General features: G+C 59.9%; 22 protein-coding genes, 1 other RNA gene and 1 pseudogene. 8 read left to right on the top strand and 16 right to left on the bottom strand.

Annotation, left to right across the window (positions count from 1 at the left end):
- Nucleotides 1-116 precede the first annotated feature (116 nt).
- From gcvH to AD668_RS26055, 9 genes are all read right to left on the bottom strand, one after another.
- Nucleotides 117-500: a glycine cleavage system protein GcvH gene (gcvH, locus tag AD668_RS26015; protein WP_053163690.1), complete on the bottom strand. Its 384-nt coding sequence runs from the start codon at nt 498-500 to the stop codon at nt 117-119.
- 48 nt (nt 501-548) lie between these two features.
- Nucleotides 549-1,631: a glycine cleavage system aminomethyltransferase GcvT gene (gene gcvT / locus AD668_RS26020; protein WP_053163692.1), complete on the bottom strand. Its 1,083-nt coding sequence runs from the start codon at nt 1,629-1,631 to the stop codon at nt 549-551.
- A 153-nt stretch (nt 1,632-1,784) separates the two neighbouring features.
- Nucleotides 1,785-3,401: an iron ABC transporter permease gene (locus AD668_RS26025; RefSeq protein WP_053163694.1), complete on the bottom strand. Its 1,617-nt coding sequence runs from the start codon at nt 3,399-3,401 to the stop codon at nt 1,785-1,787.
- A 201-nt stretch (nt 3,402-3,602) separates the two neighbouring features.
- Nucleotides 3,603-4,607: an extracellular solute-binding protein gene (locus AD668_RS26030; protein ID WP_053163697.1), complete on the bottom strand. Its 1,005-nt coding sequence runs from the start codon at nt 4,605-4,607 to the stop codon at nt 3,603-3,605.
- A gap of 135 nt (nt 4,608-4,742) precedes the next feature.
- Nucleotides 4,743-5,960 carry a 2-octaprenyl-3-methyl-6-methoxy-1,4-benzoquinol hydroxylase gene (locus tag AD668_RS26035; protein WP_172681866.1) on the bottom strand — a complete coding sequence of 406 codons (1,218 nt, stop codon included), beginning with the start codon at nt 5,958-5,960 and terminating at the stop codon, nt 4,743-4,745.
- A gap of 9 nt (nt 5,961-5,969) precedes the next feature.
- Entirely contained in the window at nt 5,970-6,455 is a 486-nt protein-coding gene (locus AD668_RS26040; RefSeq protein WP_053163700.1) for a DUF4442 domain-containing protein, read from the bottom strand.
- Nucleotides 6,448-7,635 (bottom strand): 2-octaprenyl-6-methoxyphenyl hydroxylase, encoded by a 1,188-nt coding sequence (gene ubiH / locus AD668_RS26045; RefSeq protein WP_053163702.1) that lies wholly within the window; start codon nt 7,633-7,635, stop codon nt 6,448-6,450. Before ubiH ends, AD668_RS26040 begins: the two co-directional genes overlap by 8 nt.
- Entirely contained in the window at nt 7,632-8,966 is a 1,335-nt protein-coding gene (gene pepP, locus AD668_RS26050; RefSeq protein ID WP_053163704.1) for a Xaa-Pro aminopeptidase, read from the bottom strand. The genes ubiH and pepP overlap by 4 nt, the downstream gene beginning before the upstream one ends.
- A 27-nt stretch (nt 8,967-8,993) precedes the next feature.
- Nucleotides 8,994-9,551 (bottom strand): YecA family protein, encoded by a 558-nt coding sequence (locus tag AD668_RS26055; protein ID WP_053163706.1) that lies wholly within the window; start codon nt 9,549-9,551, stop codon nt 8,994-8,996.
- Between the two features lie 193 nt (nt 9,552-9,744).
- On the opposite strand from AD668_RS26055, the gene AD668_RS26060 reads away from it, so the two are divergent.
- From AD668_RS26060 to AD668_RS26070, 4 genes are all read left to right on the top strand, one after another.
- Nucleotides 9,745-9,954, top strand: a complete 210-nt coding sequence (locus AD668_RS26060; RefSeq protein WP_007982902.1) for a TIGR02449 family protein — start codon at nt 9,745-9,747, stop codon at nt 9,952-9,954.
- Nucleotides 9,951-10,268 carry a cell division protein ZapA gene (locus AD668_RS26065; RefSeq protein ID WP_053163708.1) on the top strand — a complete coding sequence of 106 codons (318 nt, stop codon included), beginning with the start codon at nt 9,951-9,953 and terminating at the stop codon, nt 10,266-10,268. The genes AD668_RS26060 and AD668_RS26065 overlap by 4 nt, the downstream gene beginning before the upstream one ends.
- 30 nt (nt 10,269-10,298) lie before the next feature.
- Nucleotides 10,299-10,477: non-coding RNA, 6S RNA (gene ssrS / locus AD668_RS29230), on the top strand.
- 86 nt (nt 10,478-10,563) lie between these two features.
- Complete coding sequence (locus AD668_RS26070; RefSeq protein ID WP_053163710.1) at nt 10,564-11,169, top strand: 5-formyltetrahydrofolate cyclo-ligase; 606 nt, start codon at nt 10,564-10,566, stop codon at nt 11,167-11,169.
- A 35-nt stretch (nt 11,170-11,204) separates the two neighbouring features.
- Here AD668_RS26070 and AD668_RS29700 read toward each other — a convergent pair whose 3' ends face one another.
- Entirely contained in the window at nt 11,205-11,360 is a 156-nt protein-coding gene (locus AD668_RS29700) for a hypothetical protein (protein ID WP_165798728.1), read from the bottom strand.
- A gap of 196 nt (nt 11,361-11,556) precedes the next feature.
- On the opposite strand from AD668_RS29700, the gene AD668_RS26075 reads away from it, so the two are divergent.
- The gene (locus AD668_RS26075) at nt 11,557-12,006 is read left to right on the top strand and encodes an EVE domain-containing protein (RefSeq protein ID WP_053163712.1); all 450 of its coding nucleotides are present in this window, start codon (nt 11,557-11,559) and stop codon (nt 12,004-12,006) included.
- An 83-nt stretch (nt 12,007-12,089) separates the two neighbouring features.
- Here the strand turns inward: AD668_RS26075 and AD668_RS26080 are convergent, their stop codons facing one another.
- A complete protein-coding gene (locus tag AD668_RS26080; RefSeq protein WP_053163714.1) occupies nt 12,090-12,497 on the bottom strand; it encodes a flagellar basal body-associated protein FliL in 408 nt (135 codons plus the stop codon).
- A gap of 150 nt (nt 12,498-12,647) precedes the next feature.
- Between AD668_RS26080 and AD668_RS26085 the strand changes: the two genes are divergently transcribed.
- The gene (locus AD668_RS26085) at nt 12,648-13,625 is read left to right on the top strand and encodes an NADPH:quinone oxidoreductase family protein (RefSeq protein WP_053163717.1); all 978 of its coding nucleotides are present in this window, start codon (nt 12,648-12,650) and stop codon (nt 13,623-13,625) included.
- Between the two features lie 544 nt (nt 13,626-14,169).
- Nucleotides 14,170-14,802, top strand: a pseudogene (locus AD668_RS26090) (MFS transporter); the annotation flags it as partial.
- Here the strand turns inward: AD668_RS26090 and AD668_RS26095 are convergent.
- From AD668_RS26095 to trxA, 5 genes are all read right to left on the bottom strand, one after another.
- On the bottom strand, nt 14,778-15,446 hold the full coding sequence (locus AD668_RS26095; RefSeq protein WP_053163718.1) for a gamma-glutamylcyclotransferase: 669 nt from the start codon (nt 15,444-15,446) through the stop codon (nt 14,778-14,780). The pseudogene AD668_RS26090 and the gene AD668_RS26095 sit on opposite strands and share 25 nt — an antisense overlap.
- A gap of 324 nt (nt 15,447-15,770) precedes the next feature.
- Complete coding sequence (locus tag AD668_RS26100) at nt 15,771-16,739, bottom strand: CDP-6-deoxy-delta-3,4-glucoseen reductase (RefSeq protein ID WP_053163721.1); 969 nt, start codon at nt 16,737-16,739, stop codon at nt 15,771-15,773.
- The gene (gene ubiD / locus AD668_RS26105; RefSeq protein ID WP_053163723.1) at nt 16,739-18,205 is read right to left on the bottom strand and encodes a 4-hydroxy-3-polyprenylbenzoate decarboxylase; all 1,467 of its coding nucleotides are present in this window, start codon (nt 18,203-18,205) and stop codon (nt 16,739-16,741) included. Before ubiD ends, AD668_RS26100 begins: the two co-directional genes overlap by 1 nt.
- A gap of 139 nt (nt 18,206-18,344) precedes the next feature.
- Nucleotides 18,345-19,604, bottom strand: coding sequence for a transcription termination factor Rho (gene rho / locus AD668_RS26110; protein WP_003206716.1), 1,260 nt, complete (start codon nt 19,602-19,604; stop codon nt 18,345-18,347).
- Nucleotides 19,605-19,851: 247 nt separating this feature from the next.
- The gene (gene trxA, locus AD668_RS26115; protein WP_003206727.1) at nt 19,852-20,181 is read right to left on the bottom strand and encodes a thioredoxin TrxA; all 330 of its coding nucleotides are present in this window, start codon (nt 20,179-20,181) and stop codon (nt 19,852-19,854) included.
- 220 nt (nt 20,182-20,401) lie between these two features.
- Here trxA and ppx point away from each other — a divergent pair, with 220 nt between their 5' ends.
- Complete coding sequence (gene ppx, locus AD668_RS26120; RefSeq protein ID WP_053163833.1) at nt 20,402-21,904, top strand: exopolyphosphatase; 1,503 nt, start codon at nt 20,402-20,404, stop codon at nt 21,902-21,904.
- Nucleotides 21,905-21,936: the final 32 nt, after the last annotated feature.

Below are 21,936 nucleotides of genomic sequence, written 5' to 3' on the forward strand. Positions count from 1 at the left end.
CCTGGGTTGTAGCGTTTTCGTTAACGATCCATCGCGAGCAAGCTCGCTCCTACAAGGGAAAATCGCCAGACAACAAAAAGCCCCGACGGGTCGGGGCTTTGGGGTGACGCTTAAGCTTATTCGCCGATGGCGGCCTGGTAACCGGCGGCATCGAGCAGCTTGTCCAGATCAGTGGCATTGCTTGGCTTGATCTTGAAGATCCACGCTCCGTACGGGTCGGAGTTGAGCAATTCCGGGTTGGCGCCCAGCTCTTCGTTGACTGCGATCACTTCACCGGCAATCGGCGAGTAGATGTCGGAAGCGGCTTTAACCGATTCAACGACACCCGCCTGATCTTGAGCAGCAAATACGTTGCCGACTTCGGTCAACTCAACAAATACCACATCACCCAGCGCTTCCTGCGCGTGATCGCTGATGCCCACGGTGACGGTGCCATCGGCTTCCAGACGTGCCCATTCGTGACTTTCGGCAAAACGCAGGTCGGCAGGGATATCGCTCATGTTCTGTGTCCTCAGGAAATGTCAGCGGTCGTTAACCGCTGGAAAAGATTAGATCAAGGTTTTGCCGTGGCGAACGAAGGTCGGTTTGACCACTCGGACCGGGTACCACTTGCCACGGATTTCCACTTCGGCGCGGTCGGCTGTTGCCATCGGCACGCGCGCCAGTGCAATCGACTTGCTAAGCGTAGGAGAGAAACTACCACTGGTGATCTCCCCTTCGCCAACATCGGCTATGCGGACCACCTGATGAGCGCGCAAAACTCCGCGTTCTTCAAGGACCAGCCCTACCAGTTTGTGCTGGATCCCGGCAGCCTTTTCCGCTTCCAGTGCCGAGCGGCCGATGAACTGGCGCGAGGCCGGTTCCCAGGCGATGCTCCAGGCCATGTTGGAGGCCAAAGGCGAAACGTCTTGTTGAATGTCTTGACCGTAGAGGTTCATGCCGGCCTCGACGCGCAAGGTATCCCGGGCACCGAGGCCTATCGGAGAGATTCCGGCACCAACCAGGTCGTTGAAAAATCCCGGCGCCTGATCGGCGGGAAGAATGATTTCCAGCCCATCCTCACCGGTATAACCGGTGCGAGCGATAAACCAGTCCCCGTCGGGCTGCCCTTCGAAAGGCTTGAGTAGCTGGATCAGGTTGCTGCGGGACTGGCTCACCAGTTCCGCAATTTTCTGGCGGGCGTGGGGGCCTTGAATGGCCAGCATCGCCATTTCGGAGCGCTCGCTCAGCTGCACATCAAAGCCGTCGCGATGGGATGATATCCACGCCATGTCCTGATCGCGAGTGGACGCATTGACCACCAGGCGATAACCCTCGTCGAGGCGATAGACGATCATGTCGTCGACGATACCGCCCTGCTCGTTGAGCATGGCGCTGTACAACGCACGGCCAGGGCTGTGCAGGCGCTCGACATCATTGGCCAGCAAATGCTGAAGCCAGGCTTTGGCCTGGAGGCCGCCGACATCGATCACGGTCATGTGGGATACATCGAAGACACCGCAATCGCGGCGCACCTGATGGTGCTCCTCGACCTGCGATCCATAATGCAGAGGCATGTCCCAACCGCCAAAATCGACCATCTTCGCGCCGAGGGCGAGATGAAGGTCATACAGAGGCGTACGCTGTCCCATGGGTTTCTCCTTCCGGGCGTGGCGAAGGTGCGGACAAGTGCTGCGGCTTGAATACCTTGAAAAAAAGGCTTTCAGCCGATTTCAGCTACCTGGTCTGTCAGACGGACCGCACCGAATGCCGCGCATTGTAGCCGCAAGGTGTAGGACTGGCACCTAGGTGTTTCGATGCGCCGAACGTCGGATCAATCCGATGACCGGTAACAAGCCTACCAACACCAGTGTCAGCGCCGGCAAAGACGCCCTCGCCCACTCGCCTTCGCTGGTCATTTCAAAGATCCGCACAGCCAGCGTGTCCCAGCCAAACGGACGCATCAGCAAGGTCGCGGGCATTTCCTTGAGTACATCGACAAAAACCAGCAAGGCTGCGCTCAAGGTGCCGGGTAGCAACAACGGCAGATACACTTTGAAAAACAGTCGCGGCCCACTAACACCAAGACTACGTGCCGCTTCGGGCAAAGAGGGCCGTATACGCGCCAGACTGCTTTCAAGCGGTCCGTATGCCACGGCGATAAAACGCACCAGATACGCCAGCAATAGCGCCGCCAGGCTGCCGAGCAGCAACGGCTTGCCGGCTGCGCCAAGCCAACCGGAGAGCGGAACCACCAGCTCACGATCCAGGTAACTGAACGCCAGCATGATCGAGACAGCCAGCACCGAGCCGGGCAAGGCGTACCCCAGATTAGCCAGGCTGACCCCCGCCCGGATCCCTCGGGTCGGTGCCAGGCGCCGGGCAAACGCAAGAACCAGGGCGACGCTCACGGTAATCAACGCGGCCATCGCTCCCAGATACAAGGTGTGCACGATCAACCCGGTGTAACGCTCATCAAGATCCAGGCGCCCGCGCTGCCAGAACCAGACAACCAGTTGCAGCATCGGAATGACGAAGGCGCAGGCAAACACCAGTGCGCACCAGGTCATGGCCGCCAGCGCCTTGAATCCTCGCAAGTGATACAACGCCTTGACCCGTGGACGCTCGTTGCTCGCCCGGTTGGCTCCGCGAGCACGGCGTTCGCCGTACAGCACGACCATCACCACCAGGAGCAACAAGCTGGCCAATTGCGCGGCAGAGGACAGGCTGAAAAATCCGTACCAGGTCTTGTAGATAGCCGTGGTGAAGGTGTCGAAGTTGAACACCGACACAGCCCCGAAGTCCGCCAGGGTTTCCATCAGCGCCAACGCAACACCCGCGCCAATGGCCGGCCGCGCCATCGGCAATGCCACACGCCAGAACGCCTGCCACGGCGACTGTCCCAGGACCCGCGCCGCTTCCATCAGGCCTTTGCCTTGGGCGAGGAACGCGGTGCGCGCCAGCAGATATACGTAGGGATAGAACACCAGCACGAGCACGACAATTACGCCGCCCGTGGAGCGCACACGTGGCAGACGCAGCCCAGTACCAAACCATTCGCGCAGCAGAGACTGCACCGGCCCGGCGAAATCCAGCAGGCCGACGAAGACGAAGGCCAGCACGTAGGCAGGAATGGCGAACGGCAGCATCAACGCCCAATCAAGCCAGCGTCGACCGGGGAACTCGCAAAGGCTGGTCAGCCAGGCAAGGCTCACGCCTAGAAGCGTCACACCCACACCGACGCCCAACACCAGCGTCAGCGTATTGCCCAACAACCGTGGCATCTGCGTGTCCCAGAGGTGGGACCAGATCTGTTGATCGATGGTTTGCCAGGACAGCAGCAGCACGCTCAGGGGCAGCAGAACCAACGCAGCGATGGCGAAGACCAGGGGATACCAGCGGCGTTGGGCGGGGTGGGCCAAGGACAAAGCTCTCTAAACGATGAAATGGTCAGAATTGGAAGTGGATAGATTTTGTAGGAGCTGGCTTGCCAGCGAAGACGGCCGAAAGATCGCTGCAACACGCAAGAACGCCTTCGCCAGCAAGCCGGCTCCTACAGGAGCAAAACGCGGGGCGCACAAACAAAACGCCCCGCATAGGCGGGGCGCAGTATAACGGGCGACTCAGTTCCAGCCAGCGCGATCCATCAGGCGAATCGCTTCGGCTTGGCGCTTGCCGGCGATTTCCACAGGCAAGGTATCGGCAATGAACTTGCCCCAGGCCGCGACTTCAGCCGATGGCTGCACAGCCGGGTTGGCCGGGAACTCCTGGTTCACATCGGCGAAGATTTTCTGCGCCTCAGGCGTAGTCATCCACTCCACCAGCGCCTTGGCCGCTTCCGGGTGCGGGGCGTACTTGGTCAGGCCGATACCCGACAAGTTGACGTGCACGCCCCGGTCGGCCTGGTTTGGCCAGAACAGTTTTACCGGCAGGTCCGGTTTCTGCTTGTGCAGGCGGCCGTAGTAGTAGGTGTTGACGATGCCGACGTCGCACTGACCGGCATTGATCGCCTCCAGTACCGCGACGTCGTCGGAGAACACGTCGGTCGACAGGTTGTTGACCCAACCCTTGAGAATTTTCTCGGTCTTCTCGGCGCCGTGCACTTCGATCATGGTAGCGGTCAGGGACTGGTTGTAGACCTTCTTCGCCGTGCGCAGGCACAAGCGACCTTCCCAGTTTTTGTCGGCCAGCGCTTCGTAGGTGGTCAGTTCGCCCGGTTTCACGCGGTCAGTGGAATAGGCGATGGTCCGTGCCCGCAGGCTCAAACCGGTCCAGGCGTGGGAAGCGGCGCGATATTGCAGCGGTATGTTGGTGTCGATGGTCTTCGAGGTGAACGGCTGGAGGATGCCCATCTGCTCGGCCTGCCAGAGGTTACCGGCATCGACGGTCAGCAGCAGGTCGGCCGTGGCATTCTCGCCCTCGGCCTTGATGCGCTGCATCAGCGGCGCTTCCTTGTCGGTGATGAACTTCACCTTTACACCGGTCTTGGCGGTGTAGGCATCGAAGACTGGCTTGATCAGCTCGTCGATCCGCGAGGAATAGACCACCACCTCGTCAGCAGCCTGAGCGGCGGTGCTGCCGATCAGGGTCAGGGCGATTGCGGTCAGTAGACGCTTCGGTGCCAACATGGGAGCGGTCTCTCGATTGAAAAAATGAGGCCAAATGATAAGGACTCACATTTCCCTTCTCAATCGAACAGTTTGCGGAGGAGTTACCAGATGTTGCACAACCGCAAATCCCACCGCACTCGCTGTAGGGGAACCTCAGGCTTTGGCGAGCGCTGGCAAATCGCCGATCAGCCCTAACGCCTCACGCACAAACAACGCCTTGGCCTCGGGCATCTGGTCAACCATCTTCAACCCGGTATTGCGCAACCAGCGCACCGGCAGCGGATCGGCCTGGAACAACCGCTCGAAGCCTTCCATCGCGGCCATCAACGCCAGGTTGTGCGGCATGCGACGACGCTCAAACCGGCTGAGCACCTTTACATCCGCAAGCCGCTCGCCTCTGGCAGCGGCTTGCAACAGCACTTCAGCCAACACCGCAGCATCGAGAAATCCAAGGTTCACACCTTGCCCGGCCAGTGGGTGAATGGTGTGGGCCGCATCGCCGATCAACGCCAGGCCTTCAGCCACATAGCGCTTGGCATGGCGTTGACGCAGCGGCACACACAATCGTGGATCGGCACTGAGGACTTCACCGAGCCGCCCTTCGAAGGCCCGCTCAAGCGCCTTGCAGAACCCCTCGTCGTCCATTGCCATCAGGCGATCAGCCTCGCCTGGCGTGGTCGACCAGACAATTGAACACCAATCCTGTTGACCATCCCGCCCCAGCGGCAGGAAGGCCAAAGGACCGTCGTCGGTAAATCGCTGCCAGGCCGTCATTTGATGAGGTTTCGAGCAACGCACACTGGTGACGATCGCGTGGTGCAGGTAATCCCACTCGCGCGTCGCGACACCGGTCAGGCGTCGCACCGCCGAATTGGCGCCGTCCGCCGCGATCACCAGCGGCGCGCGCAAGGTGCGGCCATCGGCCAGGGTCAGCAGCCAGTCGTCACCGGAGCGGCGCATCTGCTCCAGGCGCGCGTTGGCCAGCATCCCCAGGTCGCCATCGTGCAATCGATCAAGCAAGGCATCCTGAACAACGCGGTTCTCGACGATATGCCCCAGCACGTCGGCATGCACGCTGGCGGCCGAGAAGTGGATCTGCCCGGTGCCGCTGCCGTCCCAGACGTGCATGTCGGTGTAAGGGGCACTGCGGCGTTTGACGATACCGTCCCATACGCCCAGGCGCTCGAGAATCCGCTGGCTTGCCGCCGACAAGGCGCTCACCCGCGGTTCAAACGGCGCCTGGTCGTCGAAGCGCTTGACGCTCAACGGGCTGCCGTCCAGCAGCAGCACTTCCAGCCCGCTGTCCTGCAACGCCAGCGCCAGGGCGCTACCAACCATTCCTGCCCCGACAATCACCAGATCTGCGCGCATTTCCATGCTTTAAGCCTGTCTCTCTTGCGGCTTGAGCCGCACGTAAAGGGTTTTCCCGACCCGGGCCACGAGGTGGCCAGCGCCGTCGTGAATATCGACTTGCAATTGCGGCAGGTATTTTTCGCCATTGGCCGTCTGCCGGCGGATCTCATCGAGCAAGGTGTCGTCGATGGTGAAGCGGGCGAAGACCGGACCTTTGCCCGGCGAGATGAAATCGATGTCGGCGGCTTTGTCCCAGACGATGTATTGGCGTCCGAGGTTTTCCATCAGCATCAACATGAAAAACGGATCGACCATCGAGTACAGGCTGCCCCCGAACTGGGTACCGACGTAATTGCGGTTGTACCAGGTCAGGCCCATGCTCACCCGGACATCCCGGAAGTCATCGCTGATGTGTTGCACCCGCACGCCCGCGCCCAGGTATGGCGGATAGAAGCTCATGAAGCGGCGCATCAATCGCGCCTTGCCGATTTTGCGAGTCAGCCACTTAAGCATCAGGACGAGTACCCAAACCCATGGCCTGGCGAGCGAACCAGCGCTTGGCCGGGGGCAGCAGGTCGAGACCGAGCAAGCCAATGTTGCGCCCCAGGGACACCAGCGGCTGGGTGCTGCCGAACAGCCGCGTGACCTGATCGGAGAAGCCCACGGTGAGGTCCTGATCGAGGCGCTGATGTTCGCGGTACGCCTGCAACGTGGCGAAATCGCCCAGTGGTTTTTCACTGGCGAGCAAGGCATCGGCCAACGCCTGAGCATCACGCAGGGACAGGTTGAAACCCTGGCCGGCAATCGGGTGCAGGCTGTGAGCGGCGTTGCCGAGCACGGCCAGATGCGCACGCACCTGCTCCTCGGCCTCCACCAGCGTCAACGGATACAGATGCCGCGCTCCGACCTGTTTCAACGTGCCGAGGCGATAGCCGAACACGCCCTGCAACTCGCTGAGAAAACTGCGTTCATCGAGGGCCGCGAGCCGTTGCGCGTCCATCCCCAGACGGGTCCAGACCAGCGCACAGCGATTGTCCGGCAGCGGCAGCAATGCCATTGGACCGTCATCGGTGAAGCGCTCGAACGCCATGCCGTTGTGGGATTCGCTCGGGGTGATGTTGGCAATCAGCGCGCTCTGGTTGTACGGGCGCTTCTTGATGCCGATCCCCAGTTGCTCGCGCAGACCGGAACGACCGCCATCGGCGAGCACCGCGAGGTCGCACTCCAGAGTGGTTTCATCGTTGAGGGTCAGGCGATAGCCATCGGTCAGCGGCTCCATGCGCGTAACTTCCGCCGGGCAACGCCAGCTGATCACATCCTTGTCCAGGCCTTGCCACAGGCATTGGCCCAGCCAAGCGTTTTCAACCACATAACCCAGCGCGGGAACGCCCTCTTCCATGGCCGACAGCCGCGCAGTGGAAAAACGGCCACGGTCGGACACATGAATCTGCTTGATCGGTTCGGCGCGACGGGAAATTTCCTGCCAGATGCCCAACCGCTGGTAAATCTGCCGAGAACCGAAGGACAACGCCGAAGAACGGGCGTCGTAACTCGGTTGATACGTGTCGCCAGGGGCAAACGGTTCGATCAGCACGATCTTCCAGCCCCGGGCCTTGGCCCCGGCCTGTAAAGCCAACGCCAGGCTCGCACCGACCAGACCGCCACCGATAATTGCCAGATTGACTCGACTCATGCGGCTTGCGTCCGCGCTTGAGCCATCAGGGCCTCGATCTCGGCAACCGTTTTCGGCACGCCACGGGTCAAGATTTCACAGCCGGTTTTAGTGACCACTACGTCGTCCTCGATGCGCACGCCAATGCCACGCCATTTTTTTGCGACTTTCTGATTGTCCGTAGCAATGTAAATGCCCGGCTCCACGGTCAGCGCCATGCCGACTTCCAGAACGCGCCATTCGCCACCGACCTTGTATTCGCCGACATCATGCACGTCCATCCCCAGCCAATGCCCGGCCCGGTGCATGTAAAAGGCCTTGTAGGCTTCGCTGGCGATCAACTCGTCGATGTCACCCTCAAGCAGGCCGAGTTTGACCAGACCGGCCGTGATGACCCGGACCGTCGCTTCGTGCGCCTGATTCCAGTGCTTGTTCGGTGCGATTTCGGCGAAGGCCGCTTCCTGGGAAGCCAGTACCAACTCGTAAATCGCTTTCTGTTCCGCTGAATACTTGCCGCTGACAGGAAAGGTGCGGGTGATATCACTGGCGTAGCAATCGATCTCGCAACCGGCGTCGATCAACACCAGGTCACCGTCCTTGAGCACCGCATCATTCTGCTGGTAATGCAGGATGCAGCTGTTGCGTCCCGCCGCGACGATCGAACCATAGGCCGGCATTTTCGCTCCGCCCTTGCGGAATTCGTAATCAAGCTCCGCTTCCAGACTGAATTCGTGCAGCCCGGCGCGGCAAGCCTGCATGGCCCGAATGTGCGCTTGGGCGGAAATCCGCGCGGCCTCGCGCATCACCTTCACTTCTGTCGTCGATTTATACAGGCGCATGTCGTGAAGCAGATGATCCAGGGCAACGTATTCGTTCGGTGGCTGGGCGCCGAGGTTGGCCTTGGAGCGGATCACGTTGATCCAGTCCATCAGGTGACGGTCGAATTCGGGGTTGCTGCCCATCGCCGAATACACCCGGTCGCGACCTTCGATCAGGCCCGGCAGGATGTCGTCGATATCGGTGATAGGGAATGCGTCGTCAGCGCCGAAATCGCGAATAGCGCCCTCTTGCCCCGCACGCAGACCATCCCACAACTCGCGTTCGGCGTTGCGTTCGCGGCAGAACAGGATGTATTCGCCATGCACGCGCCCCGGCATTAACACCAGCACAGCCTGAGGCTCGGGAAAACCGCTGAGGTATTGGAAATCACTGTCCTGGCGGTAGACGTGCTCGACATCGCGGTTGCGGATGGCAACTGCGGCGGCGGGCAGAATGGCGATGCTGTTGGGTTCCATCTGCGCCATCAAGGCCTTGCGGCGACGGCTGTATTCCGATTTCGGGATATGGATCATGGGCAGATGGTTTTCCCTTTCTTACGATTAATGCAAAGACGGTTTGGCAGCGGCCGGTACGTCTTTTTTGGTCTCGGAGAACAACAGCAGCGGCGCGACGCGCAGGTACTCCATGACTTCCATATAGTCGTTTTCACCGTCGTCGGACTCCTCCAGGGCGTCTTGCACCTGGGAAATGGCCGCCAGATCCTGCAGAACCTCAGTGGCCTCAGTGCTCAGGGCGCTGCTGTCACGGCAGTTCAGGCCGAAGCCACTGAGGAAACCCTGGCACCATTGGCCCAGGGCGGCGGCACGCTCCGTGAGCGGCGCATCGTCGGTCGGCAGCAACAAAACGACAGTTACGTCATCGCCGGTGAGCTCTCCCTTTACCATCTCTTGCAAACCGATCAAGGCGCTGCGAACGTTGTCCTGCGGCTCGTTTTCGAGCAGTTCGGCCGCATCGATCAGCCAGCCTTCTGGCTCGAAACCAGCGCCGGCGCAGCTGCGGCCGAGCAGCAGTCCATGCAATTCGGCAGGTGAGACGTTATGGCCGCTGGAAGTCAGCAGGGTGGCGAAGGCTTGGTACGGGGAATTCTGAATGGTCATGGGCAGCTAGGCGCCAGACGGCGCTATGTCTAGAATGAAGGCCTTGTATCCTACATCGACTACCCCGTAGGAGCGAGCACGCTCGCGATGGTCGCAAACGATTACGCTGGGTACCTGACACCCCGCAACGTTCTCAGGTTCATCGCCAACACGTTCGCTCACGCAGTCCAACACCCATCAGACAGTGAAGACAATGGAAGACACCGATCTGCAAGCACTGATGGCCAGACTCGAGTTGCTGATTACCCGAGTCGAGCAACTTAAGAGCCAAAACGGACTCTTACTAGCTCAGGAAAAGACCTGGCGCGAGGAACGCGCGCACCTCATTGAAAAAAACGAAATCGCCCGGCGTAAGGTCGAATCGATGATTTCGCGCCTCAAGGCCCTGGAGCAAGACTCATGAGTTCAAGCAATAGCGTCACCGTGCAGATCCTCGACAAAGAGTATTCGATCATCTGCCCCCAGGAAGAACGCAGCAATCTGGTGAGCGCCGCCCGCTACCTGGACGGCAAGATGCGCGAGATCCGCAGCAGCGGCAAAGTCATCGGCGCCGATCGCATCGCCGTAATGGCTGCGCTGAACATCACGCATGACCTGCTGCACAAGGAAGAACGCCCGGATGCACAGGCAAGCGGTTCGACCCGCGAGCAGGTTCGCGACTTGCTCGATCGTGTCGATCTGGTGCTCGCCACCGATCCGGACGTCACCAAAGGCTGATTCGCGCGATCGCTTGAGTTATACTCGCATCACTCCCTGGGGTGCTTGCCAGTTGACCACGTCCCTGAGCCGATTCGCACTACCCTGGAGGTTGCACGTTGGGCTGGTGTGCATGTCCGCTAGACGGAAAGCCTTAAAGCCTACTGCATCTTCCACCTTGAACTTTCGGGTTCAAGGGCTAAGTCAGCAGCGGTCCATCCGGGGAGCCTGATTCCAGTCCGATGCCGGTTCAAATACCGGCATCGGCTTTTTTACGGGTACGATTTACGTATCCGTCCTGCCGAAGCCCGATTCCATGACCGAACCTGCGCTGCTTCCCCGCCCGCAACTTCGACGCATGCTGCGCAAGGCCCGCCGCGCACTGACACCCAGTCAGCAGCGCCAGGCCGCTCGCGGGCTGTATAGACAATTGGCTCAACAGCCATTGTTTCGCCGCGCCAAACACATCTCGCTCTACCTGCCCACCGACGGTGAAATCGACCCGCGCCTGCTGTTGCGTGCCGCCCAACGCCGAGGCAAGGCCACTTACCTTCCGGTGCTGAGCGCCTGGCCGCGAACCAAAATGGCCTTCCAGCGAGTTCGCCCTGGGGAAAAACTCAAGCCCAACCGCTTCCGAATCCTCGAACCACGAGCCAACATCGCCCGCCAGCGCAAAATCTGGGCGCTGGACCTGGTACTGCTTCCGCTGGTGGGTTTTGACGACGTCGGTGGACGACTGGGCATGGGTGGCGGCTTCTATGATCGAAGCCTGGCCTACCTGGCGCGTCGCAATGACTGGCGCAAGCCGACGTTGTTGGGGCTGGCCCATGAATGCCAGAAAGTCGAGCGATTGGCTCAGGCGAGCTGGGATGTGCCGCTGCAAGGGACGGTTACGGACAAGGCCTGGTATTACGCGGATTAGGCGCCACTGGAATCAGCGGCGCCGAAAAGACAGGATCAGCGCTTGAAGGCTGTCGACTGTTGTTGCAGCTCTGCGAGTTCGACCGGCGCATCGGTCTTGTTGGCCCACAGGCTTTGGGCATAGCCAGTGGTCACGACGCCAAGGCCGAACAAAATGACCAAAATCCATAGTAAATCCGGTTTGCGTTTCATCGATTGCCCCCCAAAGGCATATCAACACGATGACAGCAGCGGTTTCCGTTTGTAGGCCGTGCAGCAGCGTCAAGCTTTAAAGGCCGGCATTTTGCGTCAACGTGAACCGCTGCGCAAATGATGGCGTCAACCGACTGTCGGTTTGTCATAAAATCGCCTGACAACCTGCCCATTCACCTCGCAAGGAGCCAAGACCATGGCCTATTGGCTGATGAAATCCGAGCCCGACGAACTCTCGATAAAGGGGCTGGAAAAGCTCGGCAAAGCGCGCTGGGACGGAGTTCGCAACTATCAGGCGCGCAACTTCCTGCGGGCGATGACGGTGGGGGACGAGTTTTTCTTTTATCACTCAAGCTGCCCCGAGCCAGGTATTGCCGGGATCGGCAAGATTGTCGAAGCCGCGTATCCGGACCCTACGGCGCTGGATCCGGAAAGCCATTACTACGACCCAAAGGCCACAGCAGAGAAAAACGCCTGGAGTGCGATCGATGTCGCACACGTCGAAACGTTTGCTCGGGTGCTGAAGTTGGACTATCTGAAGCAGCAGGCTGCGTTGGCCGAGATGCCATTGGTGCAGAAGGGTTCGCGGCTTTCGGTGATGCCAGTGACTGAAGATCAGTGGGCGGCAGTGATTGCACTGCGCTGATATGCCTTCGTAGGAGCCGGCTTGCTGGCGATGGCGGTCTCGAGGGCGCTATCGCCAGCAAGCCGGCTCCTACGGATCCAGCATTACTGGATGATCAGGTTGTTGAACAACAAATCCTCAACCACCGGCTTGCCGGTTTCATCATTCATGATCTGCTGGGTCTGTTTCAGCGCTTCCTGACGCAGCTTTTCCTTGGCCTCAACGTTATTCATCGTCTCGGTGGTCTGTTGGGCAAACAGCGCCACCAGCTGGTTACGAATCAACGGCTCATTGGCCTTCACTGCTTTGGTCGCCTCGTCACCGGTCACACGCAACGCCACATCAGCCTTGTAGACCTTGAGCTTCGGCGTACCGTCCAGTCCGTAGTTACCCACGAACGGCGGGCTCAACGTGATGTAGTTGACCTTCGGCGCTGTTTCTTCTTTGGCTTCTTCGGCCACCGCTGCCACAGGCAGAGACAGGGCCAGCATCAACATGATCCACGCTTTCACAATTCGCTCCTTATCCGGTTTGCGGCCTAGCATAACGACCCGCCACGCCAGCACAAGCTTATGGCTGACTATCAGGGCCGGGCATGCTCGTTGACCCGTCGACTCACACACCTACACTTATCGGCCATCACTCCCAAAGGAATAGCCCTGATGAAAGCCGTGCTGTGCAAAGCCTTCGGCCCCGCCGAATCGCTGGTGCTGGAAGAAGTCGCCAGTCCTGTCGCAAAGAAGAACGAAGTCCTGCTGGAGGTGCACGCCGCCGGGGTTAATTTCCCCGACACGCTGATCATCGAGGGCAAGTACCAGTTCAAACCGCCCTTCCCGTTTTCCCCGGGCGGTGAAGCGGCCGGGATCGTCAGCGAAGTGGGCGAAAAGGTCAGCCACCTGAAAGTCGGCGACCGGGTCATGGCCCTGACCGGCTGGGGTAGTTTCGCCGAACAGGTCGCGGTGCCAGGCTACAACGTGCTGCCTATCCCGCCGTCGATGGACTTCAACACCGCCGCCGCGTTCAGCATGACCTACGGCACCTCGATGCACGCCCTCAAGCAGCGCGCCAACCTGCAACCCGGTGAAACCCTGCTGGTGCTCGGCGCTTCCGGCGGCGTCGGCCTGGCAGCGGTGGAAATCGGCAAAGCCATGGGCGCCCGCGTCATCGCCGCCGCCAGCAGCGCAGAGAAACTCGCCGTGGCCAAGGCTGCTGGCGCCGATGAGTTGATCAACTACAGCGAAACCAGCCTCAAGGATGAAATCAAGCGCCTCACCGACGGCCAGGGCGCCGACGTGATCTACGACCCGGTCGGTGGCGACCTGTTCGATCAGGCCATCCGCGCCATCGCCTGGAACGGCCGCCTGCTGGTGGTCGGCTTCGCCAGCGGACGCATTCCCGAATTGCCGGTCAACCTGGCCCTGCTCAAGGGCGCCGCTGTGCTCGGCGTGTTCTGGGGCTCATTTGCCCAACGCCAGCCGCAGGACAATGCGGCGAATTTCCAGCAGTTGTTTGGCTGGTTTGCCGAAGGCAAGTTGAAACCGCTGGTGTCACAGGTGTATCCGCTGAGCAATGCAGCGCAGGCGATCAATGACCTTGGACAGCGCAAGGCGGTCGGGAAAGTGGTGGTGCAGGTTCGCTGAATCTCCGCCTGCCAATAAGCGCGGCCTTGAGTCGCGCTTATTTTTGAGATTCAGAGCAACACCCGAATCTCCTCCGGCAAAAACCGTACATACCGACTCGCCGGGTAGGAATTACAGCGCATGACTATCGTAGGGATGCTTTTGTTGAGCTTGGCAATCAGCGCCAGACGCTTCTCTTCCGGCAGTTGCGTCGGTGAAAGCGAGTGGGTCCCATGCTGATACGCACCATGCCGGTGATGCCCGCCCGATGCAGCGCCATCGGATAAATCGGCTTGGGATTGTTCTCTGGAATCAGGAATACCTCCCCAGCCCTGATACCCACAGAAGTCAGCAACAACACTCCACACAACCACCACCGCATATCCCTACTCCCTTCGCCTGCAACGCCAGACCTGGCAACAGCACAAAAGGTTACGGACCAAGGTCGTTGCGCATAACGCCATGACTTCCGTTTTGAGCGAAGGACCTTTCCCAAAGGCCTGCCCTCTTTCAGGCAGCTCGAATGTCCCTCAACGAAAACAGGTAACGCTTCTTACAACGCCCTTCACACAAGGAAATCTTCGTCAAATACGTGCTGCGCAACAAAATGCTCTGGTACATCGCCCTGGCCAACGTCTTCGTTTACCTGCTGCGCTACGGCGTGCTGGACTGGGCGCCGACCTACCTCAAGGAAGCCAAGGGCTTCACCGTGGATAAAACCTCGTGGGCATACTTCTTCTACGAGTGGGCAGGCATTCCGGGCACGCTGCTGTGCGGCTGGATGTCGGACAAGATCTTCCGTGGCAACCGTGGCCTGACCGGCATGGTGTTCATGGCACTGGTGACAGTTGCGACGCTGGTTTACTGGCTCAATCCGGCCGGCAACCCGATGGTCGACATGATCGCGCTGCTGTCCATCGGCTTCCTGATCTACGGCCCGGTGATGCTGATCGGCCTGCAGGCACTGGAACTGGCACCGAAGAAAGCGGCCGGTACGGCAGCAGGATTCACGGGGCTGTTCGGGTATCTGGGGGGGTCGGTCGCGGCCAGTGCAGCGATGGGCTACACCGTGGACCATTTCGGCTGGGATGGCGGTTTCGTGCTGCTGGTCGGCGCCTGCCTGCTGGCGATGGCCTTCCTGGCCCCGACGCTACGTCACAAACAAGTCGCCAGTCAGGGCCGCGAAGCACTCGCTTGATCGGCTTTTGACTTACAACGCTTGAGCCGCGCCTCCAGATTCCGGTCTGGCATGGCGTGGCTGCGCAGGGCGTGCGCGGTCTGCTCGACATAATCACGAGTGGTGCCGTAACGCCCGCAAGCGTTTTCAAACACGTGGCTCAGCACATGATCCGGCAGGTTGCCGGCATAGCTCGGTAGATGCCGCTCCAGAACAAATCCCAAGGCCTGAACCTGACTACCGTCTTCGAGACGGCAGTTGAGCCAGTGCGGGCGATAGGAAGGGAACGGCATCTCACGCTGCCAAAGCGCATACAGCGAGGCTTCCAGTTGCTCTTCGGGCAAGCGATAGGCGAAACCACTGCACGAGCCGCCGCGATCCAGGCCAAACACCAGGCCGGGCATTTCCGGGGTGCCGCGATGTTCGTGGGACCACAGGTACAGCCCGCGATGGTACCCATGCACCCGGCCGCGAACCCGCTCGACCGCCGTGCATTCCGGCCGCCAGATCAGCGATCCATACGCGAACAGCCACACCGGCCCGCCCTTGTGGCGTGCCATGGTCGATTGCATTGAGCCGAGCAATTGTTCGTGCGTGAGCTGCGGCCCCAGATCGAGCCGCGGAGGGTAAGCCAGATTCAAAAAAGCGGATTCAATGGCGCTCATGGCGAATAGCGTTCAGCTCCCCGCGAGTGAAGGAATTACTTAATAGAACGCACCGTTGTAACAATAAGGCACATAAGTTTTAAGGCAATTTAAATGCCATTGCACAGTTCTTAATTAATAGCCTGGACGACATATAACCTACCGACATTTATAAATTTGTATAAATACCGATAAGCTATATAGAGAGTTATAACCTGTAGGAGCGAGCAGGCTCGCGATGGTCGTTAACGATTACGCGGGGAGTCTGGCTGCCCGCGGCGCTCTTGAGTTCATCGCGAGCATGCTCGCTCCTACAGTTTGGAGGGGCGTAATCAAGATCGAGGATCAAGATCGAGGCGCATACGCAAAAACGTCGGCGCGCATTTGGTGAGCGTCCATGCCCGCCTCCACCAGCGCGTCCAGTGTGCCGTAGACCATCGCCGGAGAGCCGCTGGCGTACACATGCAGAGGCTTCAGGTTCGGGAAGTCCTCGCAAACCGCTTCATGCAGCATGCCGCAGCGCCCCCCCCATCCGCATTGGTCGCTGACGACTTTGTGCAGGAACAGATTGGGTAACTTCAGCCATTCGTCCCAATGTTCGATCTGATAAAAATCTTCAGGGCGGCGCACTCCCCAATACAGGTGCACCGGGTATTTGAAACCAGAGGCCCGGCAATGTTCGATCAGGCTGTGGATCTGGCCCATGCCAGTACCTGCTGCGATCAGCACCAAGGGGCCGTCCGGCAGTTCCGCGAGATGGGTATCGCCGAATGGCAGCTCGACCCGCACCATGGGGCGGCGCTGGAGCTGCTCGATGAGACTCAGCGCACTGGTTTCGCGCGCCAGGACGTGAATCTCGAGGTCGCGCCCCCCGTGCGGTGCCGAGGCCAGGGAGAAAGCGGATTTCTCGCCACTCTCCCGTTCGATCATCAAGTATTGCCCGGCATGGTAACGCGGCGGTTTCCCGGCTGGAGCCCGCAGACGCACGCGCCAGGTATCGCCACCCACTTCCTTGCACTCAAGGACCTGACACGACACGCTGCGCACCGGCAGTTCTCCCAGCGCGAGCACGCCATCCCACAGCACGATGCAGTCTTCCAGCGGCTCCGCTATGCAAGTGTAGAACTCGCCATGGTCCCGCACATTGCCGGCCTGTTCGACCCGGCCTTCCACCAACAGCGCCGCGCACACGTGGCAATTGCCGTTGCGGCAGCTTTGCGGGCATTCATAGCCCAGGCGTCGTGCGCCATCGAGAATCCGCTCGCCGGGCAATATCTCAAGCACTGCTCCGGAGGGCTGCAAGGTTACACGCATCAATCTATTCCTAACTGATTCCAGATGGCATCGATCCGTTGTGTGACGGCATCGTCCTTGACGATCACCCGGCCCCACTCGCGGGTGGTTTCACCAGGCCATTTATGCGTGGCATCGAGGCCCATTTTCGAACCCAGGCCAGACACCGGTGAAGCGAAGTCCAGGTAGTCGATCGGCGTGTTTTCGATCATCACCGTGTCGCGCTTGGGGTCCATGCGCGTAGTGATGGCCCAGATCACATCGTTCCAGTCCCGGGCGTTGATATCGTCGTCGGTGACGATAACGAACTTGGTGTACATGAACTGTCGCAAAAACGACCAGACACCGAGCATTACCCGCTTGGCGTGGCCGGGATAGGACTTCTTCATGGTCACGATGGCCATGCGATAGGAACAGCCCTCAGGCGGCAGATAGAAATCGGTGATCTCCGGGAACTGCTTCTGCAGGATCGGCACGAACACTTCGTTCAACGCAACGCCGAGGATCGCCGGCTCATCCGGCGGACGGCCGGTGTAGGTGCTGTGGTAGATCGGCTTGATCCGGTGGGTGATGCGCTCAACGGTGAACACCGGGAAGCTGTCGACTTCGTTGTAGTAACCGGTGTGGTCGCCGTAAGGGCCTTCATCGGCCATCTCGCCCGGATGGATCACGCCTTCGAGGATGATCTCGGCGGTGGCCGGCACTTGCAGGTCGTTGCCCCGGCACTTCACCAGTTCGGTGCGATTACCGCGCAAGAGGCCAGCGAAGGCGTACTCGGAAAGGCTGTCGGGGACAGGCGTCACTGCACCAAGGATGGTCGCAGGGTCGGCGCCCAGCGCCACGGCCACGGGGAACGGCTGGCCCGGATGCTTCTCGCACCACTCTCGGTAGTCCAGCGCGCCGCCGCGGTGGCTCAGCCAGCGCATGATGACCTTGTTGCGGCCAATCACTTGCTGACGATAGATGCCGAGGTTCTGGCGATCCTTGTTCGGGCCTTTGGTGACGGTCAGGCCCCAAGTGATCAGCGGCGCAACATCGCCCGGCCAGCAGGTCTGTACTGGCAGTGTCGAGAGGTCGACGTCGTCGCCTTCGATGACCACTTCCTGGCAGACCGCATCTTTGACGACCTTGGGTGCCATCGAAATGATCTTGCGGAAAATCGGCAGTTTGGACCAGGCATCTTTCAGCCCCTTCGGCGGCTCGGGTTCCTTGAGGAACGCCAGCAACTTGCCGATCTCGCGCAGTTCGCTGACCGCTTCGGCGCCCATGCCCAACGCCACACGCTCGGGGGTGCCGAACAGATTGCCGAGCACCGGTATGTCGTAACCGGTTGGCTTTTCGAATAGCAGGGCCGGGCCTTTTGCGCGCAATGTGCGGTCGCAGACCTCGGTCATTTCGAGCACTGGGGACACCGGGATCTGGATGCGCTTGAGTTCGCCGCGCTGTTCCAGCCCGCTGATAAAGTCGCGCAAGTCGCGATACTGCATGCGTGAGCCTCGTGTTGGCCGTGGCGTTCGGGGCAGGCAGTTTAGCGCCGAACCCTTCGGTTCAGAACCACGAACTGCCTGTTGATCAAAAAACAGATAGCAAAAAGCCGGGTTTCCCCGGCTTTTTGGCCTGCTCGACTTACTTGCGTTTCATCGACAGGAAGAACTCATCGTTGGTCTTGGTCGTTTTCAGCTTGTCGACCAGGAACTCGATGGCAGCGACTTCGTCCATCGGGTGCAGCAGCTTGCGCAGAATCCACATGCGCTGCAACTCGTCGTCGGCGGTCAGCAACTCTTCGCGGCGGGTACCGGAACGGTTGATGTTGATGGCCGGGAAGACGCGTTTTTCAGCGATACGGCGATCCAGAGGCAGCTCCATGTTGCCGGTACCTTTGAACTCCTCGTAGATCACTTCGTCCATCTTCGAGCCGGTTTCAACCAGCGCGGTGGCGATGATGGTCAGCGAGCCGCCTTCTTCGATGTTTCGCGCGGCGCCGAAGAAACGTTTCGGTTTCTCCAGGGCGTGGGCATCGACACCACCGGTCAGTACCTTGCCGGAGCTCGGGATCACGGTGTTGTAGGCACGGGCCAGACGGGTGATGGAGTCGAGCAGGATCACCACGTCCTTTTTGTGCTCGACCAGGCGCTTGGCCTTCTCGATCACCATTTCGGCAACCTGCACGTGGCGGGTTGGCGGCTCGTCGAACGTCGAGGCAACCACTTCGCCGCGCACGGTGCGCTGCATTTCGGTCACTTCTTCCGGACGTTCGTCGATCAGCAGCACGATCAGGTGAACTTCAGGGTTGTTACGCGCGATATTCGCGGCAATGTTTTGCAGCATGATCGTCTTGCCGGCTTTCGGCGGTGCAACGATCAGACCGCGCTGGCCTTTACCGATCGGGGCGCACAGGTCGATGACACGACCGGTCAAGTCTTCGGTGGAACCGTTACCGGCTTCCATCTTCATGCGCACGGTCGGGAACAGCGGGGTCAGGTTCTCGAAGAGAATCTTGTTTTTCGCGTTTTCCGGACGGTCGAAGTTGATCGTATCGACCTTGAGCAACGCGAAATAACGCTCGCCTTCCTTCGGAGGGCGGATCTTGCCAACGATGGTGTCACCGGTGCGCAAGTTGAAACGACGGATCTGGCTCGGCGAGACGTAGATATCGTCTGGACCTGCGAGATAGGAAGCGTCAGCGGAGCGCAGGAAGCCGAAGCCGTCCTGGAGAATCTCCAGCACGCCATCACCGGAGATTTCCTCGCCGCTTTTCGCGTGCTTTTTCAGCAGGGAGAAAATCACGTCCTGCTTGCGCGAACGGGCCATATTTTCTATGCCCATCTGTTCGGCCAATTCGAGCAGTTCGGTAATCGGCTTTTGCTTGAGTTCAGTCAGATTCATATAGGAATGACGTAATCATTTATGGAGGGGGGAAATTAAGCTTTTGGCTTAATGAGGCCGCGCCGCAGAGAAGGCGACAGGATCGCGTACTTATTCGAAAAGGAGTGCGTCGGCGACGGCTAGCAGGGGGCACTGGAGAAACCAGCGCGGGGCCGAATGTAACACCTGAGTTTCGGAGCGTCTAGCCCTCTATAACGAAAAAGCCCCGCTATTTGCGGGGCTTTTTTCTGACACGCTGCAACGACGCTTAGATGTTGGCGTCGAGGAAAGCGGCCAGTTGCGACTTCGACAGTGCGCCGACCTTGGTCGCTTCAACGTTGCCGTTCTTGAACAGCATCAGGGTCGGGATACCGCGCACGCCGTGCTTGGCCGGGGTTTCCTGGTTTTCGTCGATGTTCAGTTTGGCAACGGTCAGCTTGCCTTTGTAGGTTTCGGCAATTTCGTCCAGAACCGGAGCGATCATTTTGCAAGGGCCACACCACTCAGCCCAGTAGTCGACCAGTACAGCGCCTTCGGCCTTGAGTACGTCGGCCTCGAAGCTAGCGTCGCTAACGTGTTTGATAAGATCGCTGCTCATGGAATTCTCCAGGTTGTAAGCAAAAAAACGTGGCCCATCATAGCCGCCCTTCCTACGTTCAGGAAGGTGCAGATGATTGAGTCTCGCTATGGTGGCTCATGAATTTGGGTATAGCCCATGTCCGCAAGCCGTGCGCTGGATCAAGGCATTGAACCATGCGCGTTGGCGTCAGCCGTTGATCGTGGCACGATGTCGAGGTTATCGACCGAGACCCCTGACCATGCCGCAATCCAAAGCCAAGAATCTGTCCCTGATCGCCGCAATCGACCTGGGCTCCAACAGCTTTCACATGGTCGTGGCCAAAGCCCAGAACGGTGAAATCCGCATTCTCGAGCGCCTCGGGGAGAAAGTTCAGCTGGCGGCCGGCATCGACGAAGAGCGCCGCCTCAGCGAAGAGTCGATGCAGCGCGGGCTCGACTGTCTCAAGCGCTTTGCCCAACTGATCAACGGTATGCCAACAGGCGCCGTGCGGATCGTTGGCACCAACGCCCTGCGCGAAGCCCGTAACCGTGCCGAATTTATCCATCGCGCCGAAGAAATCCTCGGTCACCCCGTGGAAGTCATTTCCGGCCGTGAAGAGGCGCGCCTGATTTACCTCGGCGTCTCCCACACCCTCGCCGACACACCGGGCAAGCGCCTGGTGGCCGACATTGGCGGCGGCAGTACTGAATTCATCATCGGCCAGCGCTTCGAACCGCTGCTGCGCGAAAGCCTGCAGATGGGTTGCGTCAGCTTCACCCAGCGTTATTTCAAGGACGGAAAGATCACCCCAGCCCGCTACGCCCAGGCGTACACCGCAGCGCGGCTGGAAATCATGAGCATCGAACACGCCCTGCACCGCCTGACCTGGGATGAAGCCATTGGCTCCTCGGGCACCATCCGCGCCATCGGCCTGGCCCTCAAGGCTGGCGGCCATGGCACCGGCGAGGTCAACGCCGAAGGGCTGGCGTGGCTCAAGCGCAAGCTGATCAAGCTCGGCGATGTCGAGAAGATCGACTTCGAAGGCATCAAACCGGACCGCCGGGCGATTTTCCCGGCAGGCCTGGCGATTCTCGAAGCCATCTTCGATGCTCTGGAACTGCAACGCATGGATCACTGCGAAGGCGCCCTGCGTGAAGGCGTGCTCTATGACCTGCTCGGCCGCCATCATCATGAAGACGTGCGCGAACGTACCCTCACCTCGCTGATGGAGCGTTATCACGTCGACCTGGAGCAGGCGGTGCGCGTCGAGCGCAAGGCTCTGCATGCCTTCGATCAGGTGGCTGCAGACTGGGATCTGGAAGACGGCGTCTGGCGCGAACTGCTCGGCTGGGCTGCCAAGGTCCATGAAGTGGGCCTGGACATCGCCCACTATCAGTACCACAAGCACGGCGCTTACCTGATCGAGCATTCGGATCTGGCCGGGTTCTCCCGCGAAGATCAATTGATGCTCGCACTGTTGGTGCGCGGCCACCGCCGCAACATTCCCAAGGACAAGTTTGCCGATATCGAAGTTGACGGCATCAAGCTGATCCGCCTGTGCGTACTGCTGCGCTTTGCGATCCTGTTCCACCACATCCGCGGCACCCAGCAAATGCCTCAGGTGGAACTGAACGCCAATGGCAACAGCCTGGAAGTGGTATTCCCGGAAAACTGGCTGGATGAAAACCAGTTGACCCAGGCCGACTTCGAAATTGAAGCGCAATGGCTGACCCGGGTCGATATCGTCCTCAGTGTTCGCTGACGTCCCTGTAGGAGCCGGCTTGCCGGCGATGC

This window comes from Pseudomonas sp. P1.8 (assembly GCF_001269805.1).
Classification (GTDB): Bacteria; Pseudomonadota; Gammaproteobacteria; order Pseudomonadales; family Pseudomonadaceae; genus Aquipseudomonas.